A 21,777-nucleotide genomic window follows, 5' to 3' on the forward strand; every position below is an offset into this window, starting at 1 on the left:
CCTATATAATTTTGTAATGAAAACACGTTTTTTCTCCCGTATGGCAAGCAGGTCCTACTTGTTTTACGAAAACGACGATTGCATCTTGATCACAATCTAAATAAAGAGATTGCACATGTTGGACATGACCTGACGTTTCTCCTTTATTCCATAGCGACCTTCTTGAACGAGAATAAAACCATGTTCTTTTCGTTTTTAGCGTTTTTTCATATGCTTCTTCATTCATATAAGCTAGCATTAAAACTTCTTTTGTACCTTCTTCAATTACAACTGCCGGTAATAGTCCTTTTGAAAAGTTAGGTTTCATAACCGCACCTCGACGTTTGCATTTCTTAACTTTCTCTTTACGTCCCCTATTGTCACTTCACCGTAATGAAAGATTGATGCCGCTAACGCTGCATCTACTGTTGTCTTTTGAAACACTTCTATAATGTGATCAGCATGACCACATCCACCCGACGCAATGACTGGTATGGAAACACTTTTTGAAATTTCTTCTGTTAAACGAAGGTCATATCCGTTTTTCGTTCCATCTGCATCCATACTCGTTAACAAAATTTCGCCGGCACCAAGCATAACAACGCGCTTTGCCCACCCAATTGCATCCATTCCCGTATCAACTCTTCCGCCGTTCACATATACATTCCACTTACCTTCTGCTACTTTTCTAGCATCAATTGCTACGACAATACATTGTGAACCAAAGTGCTGTGCCCCTTCTTCGATTAATTTTGGATTTCGCACTGCTGCTGAGTTAATTGAAACTTTATCTGCTCCCGCTCTTAGTAAATTGTACATATCTTTCACACTTGAAATTCCTCCGCCAACTGTAAGAGGAATAAATACTTTTGAAGCCGTTTTTTCTACAACATCTATAATTGTTTTTCGTCCTTCATGCGTTGCCGTAATATCTAAAAATACTATTTCATCTGCTCCCGCATCATTATATAAAGCTGCTATTTCAACAGGATCACCGACATCTTGTAACCCTATAAAATTTACCCCCTTTACGACTCGCCCTTCTTTCACATCTAGACATGGAATAATACGTTTCGCTAACATAACTTTGTTACCTCTAGCACTTCTTCTAAATCAATCGTTTTCTCGTAAAGAGCCTTACCAATTATGACGCCGTATATGTTCATATCATTTAAATTTTTCACATCTTGTATAGATGCAACTCCTCCAGAAGCAATAAGACGAATAGCAACGCTTTTTTGTAGTAACTCCAATTGCTCTATATTCGGCCCTGCAAGTGTCCCGTCTTTCGAAATGTCTGTAAATACAATCGTTTGAACACCTATCTTCTCCATTTGCTTTGCTAAATCAATGTAAGAAATTTCAGACACATCAAGCCAACCTCTCGTTGCTACGAAACCATTTTTCGCATCAATTCCAACGATGATTTTTTCTTTATATAGAAGAACTGCTTCTTCTAAAAATGTCTTATCATAAAGAGCAGCTGTTCCTAAAATCACTTTATCTACCCCTACTGAAAATAACTTCTCTACCGCTACAAGTGATCGAATTCCTCCTCCAACTTGCACAGGAATACGTACTGCCTTGCAAATCCTTTCAATGACGGACAAGTTTAATGACTCGCCAGCAACTGCTCCATCTAAATCAACAATGTGCAACCTTTTCGCCCCAAATTTTTCAAATATAATCGCTTGCGCAACCGGGTCCTCATTCATTACTGTTTCTTTACTAAACTCGCCTTGATACAGTCTCACGCATCGCCCTTCTTTTAAATCGATAGCTGGGAAGATTTCCATGTTTCTACCACTCCTTTAAAATTTTTCAACATTTGCATGCCAATGTCACCACTTTTTTCAGGATGAAACTGCGCACCATATATATTTCCTTTTGCTACAAAACCAGGTACTTTCACTCCATAATCACTTATTCCATACACAATTTCATTTGGACAATCTGCGTAATAAGAGTGGACATAATATACGAAAGAACCGTCCTCTACTCCATTCCAAAGCGCTATTTCTCCTTCTTTCTTTAACTCATTCCATCCCATATGAGGAATTTTATAAGGAACTTTTAACTTTCGAATAACACCTGGCAATAAACTTAATCCGTTACAATCTTGGAGTTCCTCACTTTTTTCAAATAAAAGCTGCATTCCTAAGCAAATGCCTAGAAGTGGTTTTCTTGAACGCCCAATTTCTTGTAACACACGAACTAAATCTTTTTCTTCCAATATATCCATAGCTTTTGGAAATGCACCTACTCCTGGTAAAATCACTCCATCACTTCTAAAAATCTCTTCTTTATCACTCGTTACGATGTACGCTGCTCCAATGTATTTTAATGCTTGTTCTACACTACGAATATTTCCCATTCCATAATCTATAATGGCAATCAATTACAACATCCCTTTCGTTGAATTTACACCAGTAATGTGGGCATTTCTTTCGACTGCTTCTCTAAGCGCTCTACCAAACGCTTTAAATAATGCTTCAATTTTGTGATGTGTATTGCTTCCATATAAAATGCGAGCATGTAATGTAATATTGGCGGCATGAGCAACTGCTCTAAAAAATTCTTCTGTTAGTTCTGTATCAAAATCCCCAAGTTTCGGATTCGTTAATTCTCCTTGAAATACAATATATGAGCGCCCACTAATATCAATTGCGACAAAGCCTAAAGATTCGTCCATCGGCACATATGCCGAGCCGTAACGGTTAATCCCCTCTTTATTTTGCAATGCTTCTTTTAAACAATTTCCGAGTACAATCCCAACATCTTCAACTGTATGATGCGCATCAACGAATACATCGCCTTCCGCCTCCACTTGCAAACCGAATCTTCCATGCCTTGCAAATAAAGTTAGCATATGATCAAAAAAACCAACTCCCGTTTGTACAGAAACGTTCTTTCCTTCATCAAGCTGCAAACTTAATTTTATTTTTGTTTCTGTCGTCTCACGTATTTGACTAGACTCCCGCATTATTCTTCCTCCCCAAATCTTATTTGAATTGCTCTCGCATGCGCATGTAGCCCTTCTTTATTGGCAAGTTCTACAATATGATGTTTTACATCTCTTAATGCTCCCTCCGTATAAGATAGAAAACTTGATTTTTTCACGAAATCATCGACTGATAACGGCGAGAAAAACCTTGCCGTTCCACTTGTCGGTAATACATGATTCGGTCCCGCTAAATAATCACCGAGCGGTTCTGGTGCATACGGTCCAAGAAAGATAGATCCTGCATGTTTCACATAAGCTAGAGCATTCATCGGTTCTTTTATATGTAACTCTAAATGTTCCGGGGCGATTTCATTCGATAACTGTAGTGCCTCATCTATAGAAGGAACGATAAAAATGGCTCCATTTCTATTTATTGATTCACGTGCAATTTCGCTTCTTGGTAATGTTTCTAACTGCCTTTCTATCTCTTTTTCTACTTCTTTTGCTAATTCTATATTCGTTGTAATACAAATTGCTGTCGCTCTCTCATCATGTTCTGCTTGTGATAATAAATCTGCAGCAATATATTTTGCATTGCCAGTTTCATCAGCAATAACTACTATTTCTGACGGTCCAGCAATCATATCGATATTTACTATTCCGTATACTTCTCGTTTCGCTAGAGCGACGTACAAATTTCCTGGTCCAACTATTTTATCTACTTTTGGAATCGATTCCGTCCCGTATGCTAAAGCAGCAATTGCTTGCGCGCCACCTATCATATAAATTTCATCTACTCCTGCAAGGCTTGCAGCAACTAAAATATGCGGATCAATTCCTCCTGCTCTTGGCGGTGTTACCATTACAATCTTTTTCACACCCGCGAGCTTTGCTGGCAATACATTCATTAATACTGACGAAGGATACGAAGCAGTTCCGCCTGGCACATATACCCCTATATTTTCTAACGGCCGAATGATTTGTCCCCTTATGATGCCTTTACTCGTGCAATCAAACATCGATTGTCTTTTTTGCTTTTCATGGTACGAAATAATGTTTTTCTTCGCCTCTTGTAACGCTTCTAAAAATGAACTCTCTACAAACATACTCGCTTGTTTTATTTCTTCTTCACTTACACGAACATCTTTAATCTCTACACCATCAAACTTTTTTGTATAGAAAGATAACGCCTCATCTCTACTCTCTCTTACATTCTGAACGATTTCCCTGACACTTCTTTGAACAGTTTCTTCTATTATATTAGCGTTTTCTCGTAACAGTTTTATTTTCGTTAACGCCTTTTGAAAATCCTCACAAACTATCTCCATTACAAGTCCCCCTATTTTCCTGACAAAATTTCTTGCTCCATCATATTTATAATACTGAATATTTCGTCTTTTTTAGTTTTTAAGGCAGCCTTATTTACAATCATTCGAGCAGATATAGAATACATTTCCTCAAATACAATGAGTCCATTTTCTTGTAATGTTTTTCCTGTTTCAACAATATCAACAATCGCATCTGCCAATCCAAGAATAGGAGCAATTTCTACAGAACCTTCTATTTTAATAATTTCTACATCCTCTCCTTTATTATGAAAATAGTTAGAAGTAATATGTGGATATTTCGTCGCAATGCATTTCTTCCGGTAGCTCTTCGGATTATACGTAGGAATAGAAGCGACACAAAACTTACACACGCCTACTCCTAAATCTAACATTTCATAAATATCTTTCTCGTTTTCCATTAAAATATCTTTTCCAACGACTCCGATATCTGCTACTCCATGTTCTACATAAGTAGCAACATCTACTGCTTTCACTAAAATAAATGAGATATCCGTATTTTTACTTTGAAAGACAAGTTTTCTTCCTTTATTTTTGAGCTCTGAACAATCAATTCCAATCTGCTCAAAGAGCGGAATCACATGTTTTTCTAATCTCCCTTTCGTTAACGCAATTTGAATGTTACGCATGAAGTTTCCCCTTCTTTCTGGACGACCCATTTCTCTTTCCACACATATTCCACTAATGATTCACTCTTTGCCTCAACGACCGTTACGATTTGATTTTTTCTAGCAAATTGAAAAGTATCATTTAAATTAGAGAATAAAGATAGCGCTACTTTTTTCCCGTCCTTTTGAAGTAAATTTCGTAATCGTTCCGCTTCTGCTAATCTATTTAACTCGTAATGAATCATAATATCTATTCTCTTTCGTTCATATGGCTCTTGCTGCTCTTGCAGCGCCTTTACAATTTGATTAACTTGCACCGCGAGTCCAACAGCCGGTAACATTTCTCCAAAATTTCCAATTAACTCATCATATCTTCCTCCACTAACAATTTCTTCTCCAATTTCATATATATACCCTTTGAAAATAACACCTGTATAATAGTCCAAATGTTGAATCATTCCTAAATCAATTGATATGTAAGATCCATAGCCTAGTTTTTCAATTGCTTCATATATTTCCTTTACTCTTGTAATAGCCATTTTCATTTCATTACTTGAGGCGAGTTTTTCTGCTTCCTCAATCACTTCTAAATTCCCAAATAACCTCGGTAATTTCTCCAGTAACTTTACTGTTTCATCACATCGATCTAATTTCTTATCTCTAATAAAATTGGATAAAGAGGCATAATTTTTACTTTCAATATATGTTCTAAGAAATTTCTCTTCTTCCTCATGAATGGAGAGCTTTTTGACAATACATTTATATAACTGTACTTGCCCAATCTCTATTGTAAAAGATTGCACCCTTAACTTTTGAAGTGATTGAATGACGCTTATAACACATTCAATTTCAGCTCTTACATTATCAATACCGATAACTTCAATACCACTTTGTACAATCTCATTATATTTTCCAGCAAGAGACTCATTCGCTCGAAATACATTTCCGCTATACGTCACTTTAAGTGGCGTATCACACCTCTGCGTTCCCACCACTCTCGCTAAAGGAATTGTCATATCTGGACGCAATACGATAATCCGCCCCTTTTCATCAAAAAATTTATACATCTTTTCTTCATCTATCGGCCTGCTTTGAAAGGCGAACACATCATAAAATTCAATTGTTGGTGTCCTTATTTCTTCATAACCTCTCTCTAAAAAAGTACGCCTTAATTTTTGCTCCACTTCTTCAATTAACGTACATTCTTCGAATAAATAATCTCTCGTTCCATTTGGGTTTGCCCGTTTCCATTTTGTCATCTAAATTCTCACACCTTTCCCTTTCTAATGTATGCTTATTTCATGCACCTAAACCGAAAATAAAAAGAGCCTTGTAGATAAAATATACCTACAAGGCTCTTTCGTAGCGTGTAGGTACAACGGGAATAACCCTTGCACCTACACGTTTTCACGTTAGGTTCAAGGGCTTTACGTATGATGATGTAGTTGTGTAAGCATTTCAATAGATTGCATTGTTTTCATAATACTTACTCCCTTTCTCCTCTAATTTTTACATAGTATATAACACATAATTCTGAATGTAAATACATTTTAAACATTCCGTTATTTCTTAATATACAGCTACCTTTCTTTCATACTCTCTTATTTCTTGTTCATATTGCATTGTAATACTAATTTCATCTAAACCATTTAATAATTTCTCTTTCCACATTTTCTCGATTGTAAAATGGAATCTGTGGGTACTCGTTGTAATGACTTCATTCTCTAAATCTACTTCTATTTGTTCTCTTGCATCCGTTTTGGTAAGATTTTCTCGCATGTCTTTATCCATTACAATTGGTAACATACCATTTTTCATACAATTCATATAAAAAATATCTGCAAATCCTCCGGCGATAATTACGCGGAAACCATAATCAGCAAGTGCCCAAGGTGCATGTTCTCTTGAAGAACCACATCCAAAATTATCACCTGTAATTAATATACTTGCTCCTTTTCTATCTGGTGCATTTAGTGGGAAATTAGGGTTTTCGTGTCGCTCATTATCATATCGCCACTCATCAAATAAAAACTTTCCAAACCCAGTTCTTTCAATTCTCTTTAAATATTGCTTCGGAATAATTTGATCCGTATCAATGTTATCATTCATTAGTACTGCGGCAGTACCTTTATGAATACGAAATGGCTCCATCATAACTCTCCTTTCTAATATCAACAAAATGACCATATAACGCAGCTGCTGCCGCCATTGCTGGGCTAACTAAATGCGTTCGTGCTCCTTTTCCTTGTCTTCCTTCAAAATTACGATTTGAAGTTGAAGCACAATGCTCTCCTTCAGGTACTTGATCTGGATTCATTCCAAGACACATGGAACATCCAGGTTCTCTCCATTCAAATCCAGCTTCTTCAAATATGTGATGTAGTCCTTTTTGCATCGCCGCATCCCTTACTCTTTTCGATCCAGGTACAACGAGTGCTCGCACACCTTCTTTTACCTTTCTCCCTTTCACAACAGATGCAGCAATTTCTAAATCAGATAATCTAGAATTTGTACAAGATCCAATGAAGACATGCTGAACTGGAATGTCATACGTACTTTGTCCAGGGATTAATCCCATATAAGAGAATGCTCTTTCGTCATTTACATCATGCTTTTCTGGCAATTTCTCATCAATACGAACTCCCATACTCGGGTTCGTTCCCCACGTAACATACGGCGCTAAATCCGTAACATCTATCGAAATATGTAAATCATAAATTGCATCTGCATCTGTATACAGTTCAAACCATTTCTTCTCGAAAGTTTCATAGTCTCTCGGTGCATATTTACGTCCTTTTACATAAGCAAATGTTTTTTCATCTGGTGCGATAATACCCGCTTTTGCTCCTCCTTCAATCGCCATATTACAAAGCGTCATTCTCTCTTCCATCTCCATGGTCCCAATCGTCTCTCCGTAAAATTCCATTACGTATCCAGTTCCAACTGCTACACCGTACTTTGAAAGGAGATGCAAAATAATATCTTTTGCGTAAACGCCTTTCTGTAATTTTCCTTTTAACTCAATTCCCATCGCTTTCGGTTTTCTTTGCCACAACGTTTGCGTTGCCAATACATGTTCCACTTCACTCGTACCAATGCCAAATGCTAGCGCGCCAAACGCACCGTGCGTTGCTGTATGACTATCACCACAAACAATTGTTTTTCCTGGCTGCGTGAGCCCAAGTTCTGGTCCGATAACATGAACGATCCCTTGCTCTTCATCCCCGATATCCGCTAACGGCACCTGAAATTGTTTACAATTTTCCCGAAGCGTATCTAGTTGCTGCTTCGCAATGCGATCGGTAATATTCCAAACATCTTTCGTTGGAATATTATGATCCATCGTTGCGAATGTTAAATCTGGTCTGCGTACCGTTCGATTTGTAAGCCGCAAGCCTTCAAAGGCTTGCGGTGACGTTACTTCATGAACAAGATGCAGATCGATATATAATAAATCCAATCCATTTTCGTTGGTCGTAACTACGTGTCTTTCCCAAAGCTTATCTAGCAACCTTTTCCCCATTATCTTCCTCTCCCTACTAGCGCTTGTTCTTCCATTTCTTGCATAACTGCCTTTGTAAATGAAGTTGTCGTTTCAGTCCCCCCGATATCTGCTGTACATTTTCCTGATTTAAGGACTGCTGAAATCGCTTCTTCAATTGCACACCCTTCCCTCGTTAATCCGAACGATTGCCCAAGCATCATGGCAACAGAGCGCATCATAGCAATTGGATTCGCCTTATTTTTCCCGGCAATATCCGGTGCCGATCCGTGAATAGGCTCATATAAGGAAGGTCCCTTTTCCGCGTGACTTGCTGACGGAAGCATCCCTAATGATCCAGCTAATACGGAAGCTTCGTCACTTAAAATATCCCCAAATAAATTTTCTGTTACAATTACATCAAACCGTCCTGGATTCCGAATTAGCTCCATAGCGGCCGCATCTACTAAAATATGTTCTAGTTCAACATCTGGATAACGAAGTGCTACTTCTTCTGTTACAATTCTCCATAGTTTACTAGATTCTAAAACATTCGCCTTATCAATAGATGTTACTTTTTTCTTCCGCTTACTCGCTAATTGAAAGGCGTAAGAAACGATACGTTCAATTTCATGGCGATGATACGTAAGTGTATCTGTTGCTACTTCGTCCGTTCGTTCTTTCGGATAAGAAAAATAAATCCCACCTGTTAATTCACGAACGACAACGAAATCAATTTCATCAGCCTTTTTCAATGGCGATAAATGTGCCGTTGCACTTTCTACCGTGACAGGGCGGACGTTCGCAAATACACCAAGCCCTTTTCTTAAAGCTAATAATCCTTTCTCTGGCCTTTCTTTCGCACCATCCCACCTTGGTCCACCAACTGCGCCTAGTAAAACCGCATCACTTGCTAAACAAGCTGCAAGTGTTCGTTGTGGTAATGGTTGCCCCGTTAAATCGATAGCAACACCACCAAAATGCTCATCTTGCAAATGAAAATGATGTCCATATAGCCTCTCTACCATATGCAATACTTCCTTCGCACTTTCCATAACTTCTGGGCCAACACCATCACCAGCTAAACAAACGATACGTTTTTCCAATTTCAACACTCCTTTTAACCGAATTTTCAGAACTTTAGTTTGATAGGCGAGAATAGCTCCTCTCACCTATCAAACACTTATTTCACAAGCTGGATAAAAGATTTCAATTTCCCCGCTGCGTGGACATATGCTCTTGCCGACGCTTCCAATACGTCTTGTGCAACACCAAAACCTGATACTTGATGTGCTCCTTCTTTTAATTCAACATGAACATGAGCCAGTGCATCTTGACCTTGTGTAATAGATTGTATGCGATAATCCGCCAATTCACATTCCAATCCTAAAATTCTTTGGATTGCATTATAAATCGCTTCAATACTACCAGAGCCAGTAGCTGCATCTTCGAATACATTTCCTTCCTCATCTTTTAGTACAACTGTCGCACATTGTGTACTATTTGATACGAAATGTACTTGCAATTGCGTAATGTTATATTGCTGAGCCGCAAATGCTGCTTCACCAAGCATAAGTGCTCGTAAATCTTCCTCAGTAATTTCCTTCTTACGATCAGCTAATTTTTTAAATGCTTCAAATACTGCATCCCGCTCGTCGTTTGTAAATTCATAGCCAAGTTCTTTCATTTTTTCTGTAAACGCGTGACGCCCAGAATGTTTTCCAAGTACAAATAGATTTTGAGATTCGCCTACTAGCGCTGGTTCAATAATTTCATATGTTGTCACTTCTTTTAATACACCATCTTGATGAATGCCTGATTCATGAGCGAATGCATTTGCTCCAACAATCGCTTTATTTTTCGGTACAACCATACCCGTTAATCTGCTTACTAATGTACTTGTCGCTTTAATTTCTTTTAGCGTCATAGAAGGCTCTGCTTTATAGAAATCTTTTCTAATATGAAGAGCAACTGCAACCTCTTCTAACGCCGCATTCCCTGCTCTTTCTCCAATCCCATTAATTGTTCCTTCTACTTGCAACGCTCCGCCTTCAACTGCAGCTAATGAATTTGCTACCGCCATCCCAAGATCATCATGACAATGACAAGAGAAAATTGCTTTTTCATATGAAGGAACGGATTCTTGTAAATATTTAAAAAGAGCATAATATTCTTCTGGATTCGTATACCCAACTGTATCTGGAATATTAATTACATTCGCTCCTGCACGAATCGCAACTTCTACCGCTTCAGCTAAAAAATCTCTTGCTGTTCTTGTTGCATCTTCTGCTGAAAATTGTACTGTCGGAAATAACGATTTCCCAAGTGTAACCGATCGATAAATACTATCTAATACATCTTCTTTTGACATACAAAGTTTATACTTCATATGAATATCACTCGTAGCTAAAAATACGTGTAAACGAGGAGATACCGCACCTTTCACAGCTTCATATGCTCTTCGAATATCACTTTCTTTCGCTCTTGCTAAACTCATAACTGTAGCATTTTGAATTGTATTTGCGATGCGCTTTACCGATTGAAAATCCCCTTCGGAAGCTGCTGCAAAGCCAGCTTCCATGACATGAATCCCTAGTCTCTCTAATTGCCTTGCAATTTGCAATTTCTCTTGTTCATTTAAATTTACTCCTGGTGATTGTTCGCCATCACGTAGCGTCGTATCCATGAACAAAATTTGCTTCATATTATTTGACCCCTGCCTTTACTCGCGGCTGTACGAAAGGCATCATTCCACGTAATTTACGTCCAACTACTTCGATTTCATGTTCATTCTCTTTTTCATTTGTCGCATAAAAATTTGGTTTTCCTGCTTTATGCTCTGCAATCCAACCTCTTGCAAATGTACCATCTTGAATTTCTGCTAGCACTGTACCCATCGCTTTCTTCGTATCTTCTGTTACAACACGTGGTCCTGATACGAAGTCGCCCCACTGCGCTGTATCTGAAACTGAATATCTCATATTTTCAAGTCCACCTTCATACATAAGGTCAACAATAAGTTTCAGTTCATGTAAACATTCAAAATATGCAAGTTCCGGCTGATATCCGGCATCAACTAACGTTTCAAATCCAGCTTTGACTAGCGCAGTTACTCCGCCGCAAAGTACTGCTTGCTCTCCAAATAAATCTGTTTCCGTTTCTTCTTTAAATGTCGTTTCTAATACACCAGCTCTCGTCGCTCCAATTCCATCAGCATAAGAAAGTGCCTTTTCAGTCGCAACTCCTGTTGCATCTTGATATACTGCAAATAATGCAGGAACAGCTCCGCCCTCACTAAACGTACGACGCACAAGATGTCCTGGACCTTTTGGTGCTACTAGAAATACATCTACATTCACTGGTGGTTTCACTTGATCAAAGTGAACATTAAATCCGTGTGCAAAAACGAGAGAATTTCCTGCCTGTAAATTTGGCGCAATTTCCTCTTCATATACTTCTGGTTGCAGTTCATCCGGTAGCAAAATCATTACTACATCAGCCTGTTTTGCTGCTTCCGCTACTGTATATACAGAAAATCCATCTTCTTTCGCTTTATCCCAAGACTTCCCTTTTCTTAAACCTACTACTACATCAAATCCGTTATCACGTAAATTTTGCGCATGTGCATGACCTTGCGAGCCATATCCAATGATCGCTACTTTCTTTTCCTTTAATACATTTACCGTTACATCTTTTTCATAATAAACTTTTGCCATTTTCATTTCCCCCTATATTTAAATGATTATTGAATTAACATTACTTGCTTATCTTGCTTTTTCATGCTACGCGTAAAGGCTGTTACCCCTGTTCTTGCAATTTCTTTCAAACCGTATGGACGAAGTAATTCAATTAATGCTTCTACTTTTTCCTGCGTACCTGTTACTTGCACAACTATGGAATCCTTCCCAACATCTATTACAGCGGCTCGAAACGGTTCAATTAAACTGTATAATTCTGCTCTTGCTACTGATGTTGCTACTTTAATAAGTGCGAGTTCTCTTGCAATCATCGCTTCTTCTGTAATATCTGATACTTTCAAAACATCAATTTGCTTATGAAGTTGTTTAATTAACTGCTCTACTTGCTGTTCATTTTCAACGTGTACAACAATCGTCATCCGCGATATGTCCGATGATTCCGTATGACCTACTGAAATACTTTCAATATTAAAATGTCTTCGTGTCATAACACCTGTAATTCGGTTTAACACACCACTTTGATTTCGAACTGTTGCTGTAACAATTCTCTTCACCTTTTTTCCACTCCCTCCATTTGGTGAACACCTTTCCCTGGCGCAACCATCGGCATTACCTTTTCTGATTGAAGTACACGGCAATCAATTACGACTGGTTCTTGTAATTCAATTGCATGCTGCAATTGTTTCTTCGCAAGAAGTGGATCATCTATGCGAACCCCTTTTATGCCATACGCATTCGCAAGAGCAACGAAATCTGGTTGACACGATAGTAAAGAGTGCGAATATCTTTGGTTATAAAATTCATCTTGCCATTGTCTTACCATTCCTAAAGCTTCATTATTTAAAATAAATACTTTAACAGGTAAAGAGTGTTCTTTTAACACACTTAATTCTTGCAGAGTCATTTGAAATCCAGCATCACCGACAATTGCAATAACTAGTTCATCAGGCTTTGCAATTTGTGCACCAATTGCTGCCGGAAATCCAAATCCCATCGTTCCTAGTCCTCCTGAAGTTACCCATTTATCTGGAGTTTTGAGCGGATAATATTGGGCTGCCCACATTTGATGTTGCCCCACATCTGTTGTTACAATCGCTTCTCCCTTCGTAATTTCATATAACATATCAATTGCATATTGAGGCTTAATACTTTCAGAATTTCGTTTATAAGAGAATGGATACTTTTCTTTTCTATTCTTTAATAAAGAGATCCACTCATGATGATTTTCTTTCCTTCCTTCTGGTTGAAGCAATACTTGGAGCGCTTGCTTAGCACTTGCAACAATAGGAATTTCAGTCGGTACATTTTTTCCGATTTCTGCTGGATCAATATCGATATGCGCGACAGTCGCCTCTTTCGCAAAATAAGCTAAATTTCCAGTAAGACGATCATCGAATCTAGCGCCTATATTAATGAGTAAGTCGCATTCATATAACGCCATATTAGCTGTGTAAGAACCATGCATTCCTCCCATCCCTAGAAATAGTTCATCATCTGGTGGAAACCCACCAAGACCAAGTAATGTATGCACAACAGGAATTTCATATTTACGAGCAAAACTTGTTAATTCTTTTGAAGCTTTCGCATGCAATACACCTGCTCCAGCTAAAATTAATGGCTTGTTTGCAACCTGAATTGCTTGTAATAATTTGTTTATTTGCAGTAGATTCGGTTCATAATTAGGGTTGTATCCTGGTAAATCCATTTGCACATCACTACATCGTTCGCCTTGCTCTACTACCATATCTTTCGGAAGGTCAATGACGACTGGGCCTGGTCTTCCTGTTCTAGCAATATGAAATGCTTCTTTAATAATTCGAGGTAAATCTGAAGCCTTTCGCACTTGATAGTTATGTTTTGTCACTGGCATCGTAAGCCCCATAATATCCGCTTCTTGGAAAGCATCGCTTCCAATTAACGTTGTTGCTACTTGCCCTGTAAATACAACAAGTGGCAATGAATCAATCATCGCATCTGCTAGACCAGTAATTACATTCGTAGCACCTGGTCCACTCGTTGCAATGACAACCCCTGGATTGCCAGTAATTCTGGCATACCCTTCCGCGGCGTGAATAGCTCCTTGTTCATGCCTTGTTAAAATATGCGGAATTTCACAGTCATAGAGCGCATCATAAAGAGGTAAAACTGCACCACCAGGATAACCAAAAATCACTTCTACTCCTTCCTTTTCTAGCGCTTCTAACAATAGCTGTGCACCGGTTGCCAGTTTCTCTTCCGTTTTTGAAGACATTGTTCTCATAAGCCCCCTTTTAAAAACTTTTATCAATAAAAAAAATCCTACGTCCACACTCCAGCTATGTGCTGAAGGGACGAAAGATTTCGCGGTACCACCCTTCTTTGCAAGAATACTCTTGCCTCAGTGACCCATAAATGAGTCTAGCTAATAACGGAGCTACCGTCTAAGCCTAGACAAACGCTTCAGCTTAGCACTCAAGGGCGATGTTCGTCGACGTGAACCATCGGTTTCCAGCAACCACCGACTCTCTGTGAGGCTTCACAATCAACTACTCCTCCCTCTCAACGCTTTCTTATGTTATAAAAAGTTGTTATCCAACTTTATTTTCTTCGTAAATTTTCTCTCCATCTTCTATAACTAACTTTCGGAATTCTTCTAATAAACGATTCGTATGTGGACCTGTTTGCCCTAAACCGATCGTTCTACCATCTACTGTCGTAACAGCAATTACTTCCGCAGCCGTTCCTGTTAAAAATACTTCATCAGCTACATATACATCATGTCTTGTAAATAACTCTTCTCTAACGTCATATCCAAGTTTTTCACCGATTTCTAAAATAGCGTTTCGTGTAATACCTTCTAACGCTCCAGCAGAACTTGGTGGTGTAATTAATTTATTTCCTTTTACAATAAACACGTTATCTCCTGAGCCTTCAGCTACGTATCCTTGATCATTTAACATAAGCGCTTCTTGTACTCCAGCCAATTTCGCTTCGATGCGAACTAAAATATTGTTTAAGTAATTTAAAGATTTTACTTGAGGCGACAATACATCTGGACGGTTTCGGCGCGTTGCAACTGTTACAACTGGAATCCCTTTTTCATAATACTCTTGCGGGAATAAAGATAGTTGCTCTGCAATTACTACTACATTCGGTTTCGTACAAGAATCAGGATCTAACCCAAGATTTCCTGCTCCTCTCGATACAACTAGGCGAATGTATCCATTAGATAATTTATTTTGTCGGATCGTCTCAACAACAATATTCGTTATTTCATCTAAAGAATATGGAATTTCTAACATGATGGATTTTGCTGATTCATATAACCGGACAAGATGCTCTCTCAAACGGAAAACATTACCGCTATAAACTCTAATTCCTTCAAATACTCCATCGCCATATAAATAACCATGATCATATACTGATACTTTTGCCTCGTCTTTTGGAACAAATTCTCCATTTAAGAAAATCCATTGCTCGTTCACTGGAAAGCGCCTCCTATGTTCTATGAATTTTTTATTGTTTCCTAGTTTACTCTCCTTTCTAAATAAATCAAGTGAATTTTTAGAAAATTTATAATTTTTATTCGTACGTACATCTTTAATTACATTGATTTAACAACATTGTTAACGTTTACAAAAAGTCAAAAATTTTTTTCACCAATTTCCGCTAAAAAAAATATTTGTTTAAAAGAAGGATTTTCATCAATTGATACGAATCTATTGTATTCAATAAACGGACGTCCGTTTTTATAAATTCGGGAATATACAACGACTTTTGCTGAAAAAGGGGGAAAATAATAAAAATAACGCTGTCTAAAAATAACATTCATATTTTTCATTTCGGAATCATAATCCTATTTTTAAAAAACAATTTGTCAAAATGAAGGAGGAAATCAATATGGCGTGTGTACAAATTAAAGGAACGAGACAAGAGGTAGTAGAGATGCTTCAACTATTTGATCTAATGGATACGAAAGGTTTTTGTAAATTTGATAATTATGTAGAGGTAGAACCAAATAATAAAGAACATAACAATTTCATTGCTTCAATCGACATTCATTCAAATACTTCTTCCGCCCAAGATACTCTAAACGATCAATTCGTAAGTCAAATGCTTACGGGTGTATATAACGACTAAATAAAGTGAAACTTTATTTAAACTATCCATAAATAGCAAAAGAAATATATGCTTCCTATCTTCTTTGCATAAATATATGTGATGTACTTGAGCATACTAGCAAATAGATGGTAGGAGGTGAGAATTATGGCTAGAATCGGCGTTGAAAACTCATTAACAGATGTTCAGCAAGCTCTTAAGCAACAAGGACATGAAGTTGTTACCCTTAATTCAGAACAGGATGCACAAGGTTGCGATTGTTGTGTGGTAACTGGGCAAGATTCCAATATGATGGGGATTGCAGATGCATCAATTAAAGGATCGGTAATTACAGCTCACGGTTTAACAACAGATGATATTTGTCAGCAAGTTGAGAGCCGCACTTAAAAAATGAAAGAGGACTCCTTTTGAAAAGGAGTCCTCTTTTTTATATTCACCTAACGGGAAAGTAACATATACTGGATGAAAGCCCTACCTCTCTCTCATCATTACGGTTCCACTGACCGCTCCTTGATTCACTAGTATACCTATAAAGCCTACAATTATAATTTATAGGGTTTGTTCACAAAAGTTGTTGGTAAAACTACCCGATCTTTCGCAAACTTTTTGTATTATATTTATAAGATTTATTTACTTTACACTAGCTGTAACCGAGACACGAAATAAAATTATAACACCAATACAACAACTCGTCAATATTTTTTGCAAATTAAAAACAGACAGTAACGGTTTGTCTGTTTTAGAATGGAGCTTTTTCTTTTACTACATATACTACAAAGCCGCTTACTAACATACATAAGCCAACTACTAAGTTTTTGATATTAATCATAAATTCCTCTCCCTTATTCCACACATCATATATATTTACAATTCAATTATTCCGATCATCATAAAGCACACTTTTTCTAATATATCATAATTCCTAAAAAATGCAAGTTCACTTTTGACGACTATTTACAAATTTATCTACAGTACTTGGTACAGTATTTAAAGCCTTCTCAATTAAATGTGTACTACTATTGAGGTGTAATACTTGTACACCGTTAGAACAAACTACTAAAAAAGCAACCGGGCTAATGGAAACCCCAGCCCCGCTTCCACCTCCAAACGGATGACTTTGCTTCTTCTCTTTATGCTGTCCTTGTCCGTTACTATGTTTTTCGGAAATAAAATCACCTTTAAAATCACTTCCGCCGGCACCAAAACCAAAAGCAACTTGTGATACTGTTAATACTACATTTCCGTCAGCTGTTGAAACTGGACTTCCAACAATCGTATTTACATCTACCATCTCTTTTAAATTTGTCATTGCTGTTTTCATTAAATTTTCAATTGGATGTTCCATTATGTATTGCACCCTTTCCTCATTATTCTTTTTTATACTTTCCAAAATAGAGGAAGTCATACTAACTTTTCCTATTTCAAAAAAACAATTTCCTCCTTCTAGATGGATATTACTCCCTGTACATACTCGGATAAAGTAAAACTTTAATCAGTGGGGGGTTCTTCATCCCCCACCTATCTTCTTTGCTTTCACTGAATTTTGAGGTTGGGGTCTTACTGCCCATGAAAGCGGGATAAAAATGAAAAAGAGATACATACTACTATTGAACCTTGTTATGAAAGGAGTCATGACTTTGACTGAGAAATTTGATGAGTATAAAAAAAGAGATAGAATAGATAGTGACTATAAAGAAGAATATGCAGCCGAAGTCGCACCACAGCGCATTGATTATGATTACGATGAGAAAGATCATAAAGATGATGTAAGATCGTCTGCCGCTGGATCAACTGCTGGCTTCATCGCTCTTGCCTTATCTATCCTATCACTATTTACCTTCCCAACATTATTTGGTCTTGTTTCTGTACTACTGGGTATTTACGCTTATAATCGCGGAGCTACTGTAACTGGTGGTATCGCTGCGATTGTCGGCGGAATTGCAGCACTCATTGCAATTTTATTCCGAGTAGCACTTATCGGTTTATTATTCTCCCTTTTTTAAAAAGAAAAAGGTATCTCGCTTATGCGAGATACCTTATCCTGTAAATACATCTTCTGATGGATATTTAATTTTTTGTTTTGCTGGTCGTGCTAAAGAAAAAACAAGTGTTAACGGTCCGATTAATCCACAAAACATAACAAACATAATAATACATTTTCCAAACGCTGATAACTTCGCAGTAATCCCCATCGTTAACCCTACTGTTCCAAATGCTGAAATTGTTTCAAATAGTAACTGAATAAAACTGAAGTTTTCTGTAAGCATTAATACAAATACTGCTGCAAAAATGAGAATTTGACTGGCAACAGCTATGGCTAAAGCTCTCGTTACTGTCGACATTTTGATTGTGCGCTGGAATAAAACAATTTCCTCTTTCTTTCTAAAGAAAGAAAGGACAGATGTAACTAAAATAACAAACGTTGTTAATTTAATCCCTCCACCTGTTGATACACTTCCTGCACCAATAAACATTAAAACCATCGTAAATAATATAGATGATTCTTCCATACCTCCGTAGTCAACTGTATTAAATCCTGCAGTACGAGGAGTAATACCTTGGAAGAAAGAAGCCCATAATTTTTCATTTAAAGGTAAATTCCCTAACGTCTTCACATTATTATACTCCAATATAAAAATCACAATCATCGCTATTACATTTAGCGCTACTGTTCCAACAATCATGATTTTTGAATGCAGTGATAATTTTCGAAAACTACGGCTATACCATATATCAATTAATACGGTAAATCCGAGACCACCTATTACGATTAAAGAGCAAATCCCAATATTAATAATAGGATCGCCTACATACCTCGTTAAATTATCCGGCCATAGAGCAAATCCCGCATTATTATAAGATGCGATTACGTGAAAAATACTATAGTGTATACCTTTTCCAAAGCCAAACTCTGGAATAAAGCGAAACGATAAAAAGATAACTCCAATAAACTCAATACAAATTGAAAATATAAAGACACGTTTTACTAATTTTACGAGACCACCTATATTTGTCTGATTAAAAGCCTCTCCAATTAATAAGCGATGGCGTAAACCAATTTTTTTACCTAATACCCAAACAATTAAAATGGCAATCGTCATAAGACCTAGACCACCTGTTTGAATTAAAAACATAATAACAATTTCACCAAACATCGTAAACGTACTTGCAGTATCTACTACTCCCAATCCCGTTACAGTTGCTGCTGACGTTGCCGTAAAGAAAGCATCTACCCAACTAATATGTACCTTCGTTGCGAATGGTAACTTTAATAACAAACCGCCAACCACAATTAAGCAGAAAAAACCTAATGCTAATATTTGTGGTGGATTTAATCGTATAAAACGATTATACAGCCTTTGTCTTTTTGTTACTTCCATATTCACTAACTCCCTTAATAAAGTGCAGCTTTTCCTTCATAAATAAAGGCTTTTAAGAGCCTTCAAATAGTCAGATAAACCTCATATTCTTATAATATAGTTGAGCATAATCCTTTTTTTCATAGTTTTCAACTTTTATTTATACTCGAACTTCACTTCATTTTACGACAAGACAATTTCTATTATATTTATTCTTACTCTACAACTCTCGTAACAATCATTTTACATGTATCATTTCTTAAATCCTCATACCTTTCACCCTATGTTCACATAGGGGTCACATCTATCTTTTATAGTATACGTATCGAAGTTGTTCCTCCCTAATTTATAAGACATTCCCCAGTGTCTTGAACAACTTCCATCCCTAATTAAATTGACATAAATTGTCCCCTTCCTTCGGCCATCCTATGTGATGGTCTTATTTTTGTTTACTTTACCTTCTATTTAAAACTCCCTCTCTCTTTCACTCTATGTTCACACGGGGGTCACATCTACCTTTTATAGTATATGTATCGAAGCTATTCCTCCCTAATTTATAAGACATTCCCCAGTGTCTTTGAATAGCTTCCATCCCTAATTAAATTGACATAAATTGTCCCCTTCCTTCGGCCATCCTGTGTGATGGTCTTATTTTTTGTTTACTCTACCTTCTATTTAAAACTCCCTCTCTCTTTCACTCTATGTTCACACGGGGGTCACATCTATCTTTTATAGTGTATGTATCGAAGTTGTTCCTCCCTAATTTATAAGACATTCCCCAGTGTCTTGAACAACTTCCATCCCTAATTAAATTGACATAAATTGTCCCCTTCCCTAGGCCATCATATGTGATGGCCTATTTTGTGTTTCAAATACAAAATGTAATCCTCTCTACATGAAAATACACATTTTTATACAAAATATTCAGAAAACATTGTCAAAATAGGTCTTTTTTCGGTACAATTAATGTAGAAAATTATTTCACAAAAAATAAGGGGGGATTTTATTGAAACAAACAAAAGCAATCTTACTTGCATTATTTCTCGGTTTAGTTGTCGGACTCACTTTAAATTTAGCTGCTCCATCCATTTTTGATCCATTAAATCAATATGTGTTCAATCCACTTGGTCAATTGTTTATTCGACTCATTAAAATGCTAGTTGTTCCTGTCGTGTTTATTTCTATCGTGCTTGGAGCTGCTGGTCTTGGAGATCCGAAGCAACTTGGAAGAATCGGTTTAAAATCAATTTCATTCTTCCTCGTAACAACAGCTGTTGCCATCTCTATTGCTGTTACATTTGCACTTATTATAAAACCAGGATCTGGCGGTAACTTTAAAACCGAAGGGCTTAAATATGAGGGGGCAAAAACCGAAACATCTTTCGTTGATACATTGCTAAATATCGTACCAGATAATCCAGCAAAAGCGATGGCTGATGGAAACATGTTACAAATTATTGCCTTCGCCGTATTAATCGGACTCGGTATAGCTATTTTAGGAAAACGAGTTCAAGGTATCCATTCATTACTTGAACAGGGCAACGAATTAATGATGTATCTCGTTAATCTCGTTATGAAATTGGCTCCAATCGGAACATTTGGCTTGCTCGCTTCATCCGTTGGTAAAATGGGTCTTGCAGGCGTCGCTGCGATGTTCAAGTATATGATTGTCGTTATGTTGGTACTCATTATTCACGGTGTCTTCGTATATGGCGGCTTATTAAAAGTATTAGCAAAAGAAAGTATTGTCCGTTTCTTTAAACATTTCGGACCAGTAATGGCAATTGGATTTAGTACATCGAGCTCTAATGCATCTCTTCCATTTGCAATGAAAACCGCACAAGAGAAGCTTGGAGTTCCAAAAGCAATTAGCTCTTTTGTACAACCACTAGGTGCAACAATTAATATGGATGGTACTGCTATTATGCAAGGTGTAGCAACTGTATTTATTGCTCAAGTGTATGGCGTTGAACTTACAGTGACACAATTAGCTGTCGTCGTATTAACTGCTGTACTAGCTAGTATCGGCACTGCTGGTGTACCAGGTGTTGGGCTTGTAATGCTTACGATGGTTTTAAATCAAGTAAACCTACCGGTAGAAGGTATTGCCTTAATTATCGGTATTGACCGTATTCTAGATATGTCAAGAACAGCTGTAAATATTTCTGGTGATGCAATTTGCGCAATGATTGTCGCAAAATCAGAAGAAAAATATAATACGGATCAATCTGCCGCATCTTAAATCAAAAAAGGAGTGAAATGAT

The 21,777-nt window shown here is 37.3% G+C and carries 24 protein-coding genes and 1 other annotated feature; of the genes, 4 read left to right on the top strand and 20 right to left on the bottom strand.

Translation table 11 applies throughout. The annotated features are described in order from the left end of the window. Position 1 precedes the first annotated feature (1 nt). The 17 genes from hisI to AC0L0O_RS17920 form a co-directional block, all read right to left on the bottom strand. On the bottom strand, positions 2-307 hold the full coding sequence (hisI, locus tag AC0L0O_RS17840) for a phosphoribosyl-AMP cyclohydrolase (protein WP_000803978.1): 306 nt from the start codon (positions 305-307) through the stop codon (positions 2-4). After that, entirely contained in the window at positions 304-1,062 is a 759-nt protein-coding gene (gene hisF / locus AC0L0O_RS17845; RefSeq protein ID WP_075395463.1) for an imidazoleglycerol phosphate synthase cyclase subunit, read from the bottom strand. Before hisF ends, hisI begins: the two co-directional genes overlap by 4 nt. Beyond that, a complete protein-coding gene (gene hisA / locus AC0L0O_RS17850; protein WP_131371101.1) occupies positions 1,056-1,775 on the bottom strand; it encodes a 1-(5-phosphoribosyl)-5-[(5-phosphoribosylamino)methylideneamino]imidazole-4-carboxamide isomerase in 720 nt (239 codons plus the stop codon). The genes hisF and hisA overlap by 7 nt, the downstream gene beginning before the upstream one ends. Beyond that, the gene (hisH, locus tag AC0L0O_RS17855) at positions 1,748-2,377 is read right to left on the bottom strand and encodes an imidazole glycerol phosphate synthase subunit HisH (protein WP_000560343.1); all 630 of its coding nucleotides are present in this window, start codon (positions 2,375-2,377) and stop codon (positions 1,748-1,750) included. The genes hisA and hisH overlap by 28 nt, the downstream gene beginning before the upstream one ends. Next, a complete protein-coding gene (hisB, locus tag AC0L0O_RS17860; RefSeq protein ID WP_001209295.1) occupies positions 2,378-2,962 on the bottom strand; it encodes an imidazoleglycerol-phosphate dehydratase HisB in 585 nt (194 codons plus the stop codon). Further along, positions 2,962-4,251, bottom strand: a complete 1,290-nt coding sequence (gene hisD, locus AC0L0O_RS17865) for a histidinol dehydrogenase (RefSeq protein WP_000406994.1) — start codon at positions 4,249-4,251, stop codon at positions 2,962-2,964. Before hisD ends, hisB begins: the two co-directional genes overlap by 1 nt. Positions 4,252-4,262: 11 nt before the next feature. Beyond that, a complete protein-coding gene (gene hisG / locus AC0L0O_RS17870; protein ID WP_001244471.1) occupies positions 4,263-4,898 on the bottom strand; it encodes an ATP phosphoribosyltransferase in 636 nt (211 codons plus the stop codon). Continuing rightward, positions 4,874-6,136, bottom strand: a complete 1,263-nt coding sequence (gene hisZ / locus AC0L0O_RS17875) for an ATP phosphoribosyltransferase regulatory subunit (protein ID WP_000170326.1) — start codon at positions 6,134-6,136, stop codon at positions 4,874-4,876. The genes hisG and hisZ overlap by 25 nt, the downstream gene beginning before the upstream one ends. Before the next feature lie 310 nt (positions 6,137-6,446). After that, entirely contained in the window at positions 6,447-7,028 is a 582-nt protein-coding gene (gene leuD, locus AC0L0O_RS17880) for a 3-isopropylmalate dehydratase small subunit (protein WP_000433171.1), read from the bottom strand. Next, the gene (gene leuC, locus AC0L0O_RS17885) at positions 7,006-8,400 is read right to left on the bottom strand and encodes a 3-isopropylmalate dehydratase large subunit (protein ID WP_000520131.1); all 1,395 of its coding nucleotides are present in this window, start codon (positions 8,398-8,400) and stop codon (positions 7,006-7,008) included. The genes leuD and leuC overlap by 23 nt, the downstream gene beginning before the upstream one ends. Beyond that, positions 8,400-9,464: a 3-isopropylmalate dehydrogenase gene (gene leuB / locus AC0L0O_RS17890; protein WP_000415355.1), complete on the bottom strand. Its 1,065-nt coding sequence runs from the start codon at positions 9,462-9,464 to the stop codon at positions 8,400-8,402. The genes leuC and leuB overlap by 1 nt, the downstream gene beginning before the upstream one ends. Before the next feature lie 77 nt (positions 9,465-9,541). After that, positions 9,542-11,062, bottom strand: coding sequence for a 2-isopropylmalate synthase (gene leuA / locus AC0L0O_RS17895; protein ID WP_000809584.1), 1,521 nt, complete (start codon positions 11,060-11,062; stop codon positions 9,542-9,544). A 1-nt stretch (position 11,063) separates the two neighbouring features. Continuing rightward, entirely contained in the window at positions 11,064-12,074 is a 1,011-nt protein-coding gene (ilvC, locus tag AC0L0O_RS17900) for a ketol-acid reductoisomerase (protein WP_001151738.1), read from the bottom strand. A 26-nt stretch (positions 12,075-12,100) separates the two neighbouring features. Beyond that, positions 12,101-12,610 carry an acetolactate synthase small subunit gene (ilvN, locus tag AC0L0O_RS17905; protein WP_000822948.1) on the bottom strand — a complete coding sequence of 170 codons (510 nt, stop codon included), beginning with the start codon at positions 12,608-12,610 and terminating at the stop codon, positions 12,101-12,103. Then, positions 12,607-14,307: an acetolactate synthase large subunit gene (gene ilvB / locus AC0L0O_RS17910; RefSeq protein ID WP_000095857.1), complete on the bottom strand. Its 1,701-nt coding sequence runs from the start codon at positions 14,305-14,307 to the stop codon at positions 12,607-12,609. The genes ilvN and ilvB overlap by 4 nt, the downstream gene beginning before the upstream one ends. Before the next feature lie 72 nt (positions 14,308-14,379). Next, positions 14,380-14,607, bottom strand: a binding site (T-box leader). 16 nt (positions 14,608-14,623) lie between these two features. Continuing rightward, positions 14,624-15,520, bottom strand: a complete 897-nt coding sequence (gene ilvE / locus AC0L0O_RS17915; protein WP_001005491.1) for a branched-chain-amino-acid transaminase — start codon at positions 15,518-15,520, stop codon at positions 14,624-14,626. 158 nt (positions 15,521-15,678) lie between these two features. Continuing rightward, a complete protein-coding gene (locus tag AC0L0O_RS17920) occupies positions 15,679-15,876 on the bottom strand; it encodes a hypothetical protein (RefSeq protein ID WP_001984413.1) in 198 nt (65 codons plus the stop codon). A 59-nt stretch (positions 15,877-15,935) separates the two neighbouring features. Between AC0L0O_RS17920 and AC0L0O_RS17925 the strand changes: the two genes are divergently transcribed. Together AC0L0O_RS17925 and AC0L0O_RS17930 are read left to right on the top strand one after the other, a co-directional pair. After that, the gene (locus AC0L0O_RS17925) at positions 15,936-16,175 is read left to right on the top strand and encodes a DUF3911 family protein (protein WP_000752504.1); all 240 of its coding nucleotides are present in this window, start codon (positions 15,936-15,938) and stop codon (positions 16,173-16,175) included. A 126-nt stretch (positions 16,176-16,301) separates the two neighbouring features. Beyond that, positions 16,302-16,541, top strand: a complete 240-nt coding sequence (locus AC0L0O_RS17930; protein WP_000101005.1) for a YkuS family protein — start codon at positions 16,302-16,304, stop codon at positions 16,539-16,541. Positions 16,542-16,893: 352 nt separating this feature from the next. Here AC0L0O_RS17930 and AC0L0O_RS17935 read toward each other — a convergent pair whose 3' ends face one another. Beyond that, positions 16,894-16,983: a hypothetical protein gene (locus AC0L0O_RS17935; RefSeq protein ID WP_000608226.1), complete on the bottom strand. Its 90-nt coding sequence runs from the start codon at positions 16,981-16,983 to the stop codon at positions 16,894-16,896. 108 nt (positions 16,984-17,091) lie between these two features. Further along, entirely contained in the window at positions 17,092-17,559 is a 468-nt protein-coding gene (ytfJ, locus tag AC0L0O_RS17940; RefSeq protein ID WP_001984429.1) for a GerW family sporulation protein, read from the bottom strand. A gap of 214 nt (positions 17,560-17,773) precedes the next feature. On the opposite strand from ytfJ, the gene AC0L0O_RS17945 reads away from it, so the two are divergent. Next, a complete protein-coding gene (locus tag AC0L0O_RS17945; RefSeq protein ID WP_002002373.1) occupies positions 17,774-18,157 on the top strand; it encodes a hypothetical protein in 384 nt (127 codons plus the stop codon). 33 nt (positions 18,158-18,190) lie between these two features. Here AC0L0O_RS17945 and AC0L0O_RS17950 read toward each other — a convergent pair whose 3' ends face one another. After that, positions 18,191-19,534: a TrkH family potassium uptake protein gene (locus AC0L0O_RS17950; RefSeq protein WP_000454125.1), complete on the bottom strand. Its 1,344-nt coding sequence runs from the start codon at positions 19,532-19,534 to the stop codon at positions 18,191-18,193. 985 nt (positions 19,535-20,519) lie between these two features. Here AC0L0O_RS17950 and AC0L0O_RS17955 point away from each other — a divergent pair. Beyond that, positions 20,520-21,755 (top strand): dicarboxylate/amino acid:cation symporter, encoded by a 1,236-nt coding sequence (locus AC0L0O_RS17955; protein ID WP_000814826.1) that lies wholly within the window; start codon positions 20,520-20,522, stop codon positions 21,753-21,755. Positions 21,756-21,777: the final 22 nt, after the last annotated feature.

Source organism: Bacillus sp. GS3m_15504 (assembly GCF_055825275.1).

What these genes read in the sequence shown, in the direction of transcription:
- hisI (WP_000803978.1), bottom strand. Translation starts at nt 307, where the DNA reads ATGAAACCTAACTTTTCAAAAGGACTATTACCGGCAGTTGTAATTGAA.
- hisF (WP_075395463.1), bottom strand. Translation starts at nt 1,062, where the DNA reads ATGTTAGCGAAACGTATTATTCCATGTCTAGATGTGAAAGAAGGGCGA.
- hisA (WP_131371101.1), bottom strand. Translation starts at nt 1,775, where the DNA reads ATGGAAATCTTCCCAGCTATCGATTTAAAAGAAGGGCGATGCGTGAGA.
- hisB (WP_001209295.1), bottom strand. Translation starts at nt 2,962, where the DNA reads ATGCGGGAGTCTAGTCAAATACGTGAGACGACAGAAACAAAAATAAAA.
- hisD (WP_000406994.1), bottom strand. Translation starts at nt 4,251, where the DNA reads ATGGAGATAGTTTGTGAGGATTTTCAAAAGGCGTTAACGAAAATAAAA.
- hisG (WP_001244471.1), bottom strand. Translation starts at nt 4,898, where the DNA reads ATGCGTAACATTCAAATTGCGTTAACGAAAGGGAGATTAGAAAAACAT.
- hisZ (WP_000170326.1), bottom strand. Translation starts at nt 6,136, where the DNA reads ATGACAAAATGGAAACGGGCAAACCCAAATGGAACGAGAGATTATTTA.
- leuD (WP_000433171.1), bottom strand. Translation starts at nt 7,028, where the DNA reads ATGGAGCCATTTCGTATTCATAAAGGTACTGCCGCAGTACTAATGAAT.
- leuC (WP_000520131.1), bottom strand. Translation starts at nt 8,400, where the DNA reads ATGGGGAAAAGGTTGCTAGATAAGCTTTGGGAAAGACACGTAGTTACG.
- leuA (WP_000809584.1), bottom strand. Translation starts at nt 11,062, where the DNA reads ATGAAGCAAATTTTGTTCATGGATACGACGCTACGTGATGGCGAACAA.
- ilvC (WP_001151738.1), bottom strand. Translation starts at nt 12,074, where the DNA reads ATGGCAAAAGTTTATTATGAAAAAGATGTAACGGTAAATGTATTAAAG.
- ilvB (WP_000095857.1), bottom strand. Translation starts at nt 14,307, where the DNA reads ATGTCTTCAAAAACGGAAGAGAAACTGGCAACCGGTGCACAGCTATTG.
- AC0L0O_RS17920 (WP_001984413.1), bottom strand. Translation starts at nt 15,876, where the DNA reads ATGAAAAATATGAATGTTATTTTTAGACAGCGTTATTTTTATTATTTT.
- AC0L0O_RS17925 (WP_000752504.1), top strand. Translation starts at nt 15,936, where the DNA reads ATGGCGTGTGTACAAATTAAAGGAACGAGACAAGAGGTAGTAGAGATG.
- AC0L0O_RS17930 (WP_000101005.1), top strand. Translation starts at nt 16,302, where the DNA reads ATGGCTAGAATCGGCGTTGAAAACTCATTAACAGATGTTCAGCAAGCT.
- AC0L0O_RS17935 (WP_000608226.1), bottom strand. Translation starts at nt 16,983, where the DNA reads ATGATTAATATCAAAAACTTAGTAGTTGGCTTATGTATGTTAGTAAGC.
- ytfJ (WP_001984429.1), bottom strand. Translation starts at nt 17,559, where the DNA reads ATGACTTCCTCTATTTTGGAAAGTATAAAAAAGAATAATGAGGAAAGG.
- AC0L0O_RS17945 (WP_002002373.1), top strand. Translation starts at nt 17,774, where the DNA reads ATGAAAGGAGTCATGACTTTGACTGAGAAATTTGATGAGTATAAAAAA.
- AC0L0O_RS17950 (WP_000454125.1), bottom strand. Translation starts at nt 19,534, where the DNA reads ATGGAAGTAACAAAAAGACAAAGGCTGTATAATCGTTTTATACGATTA.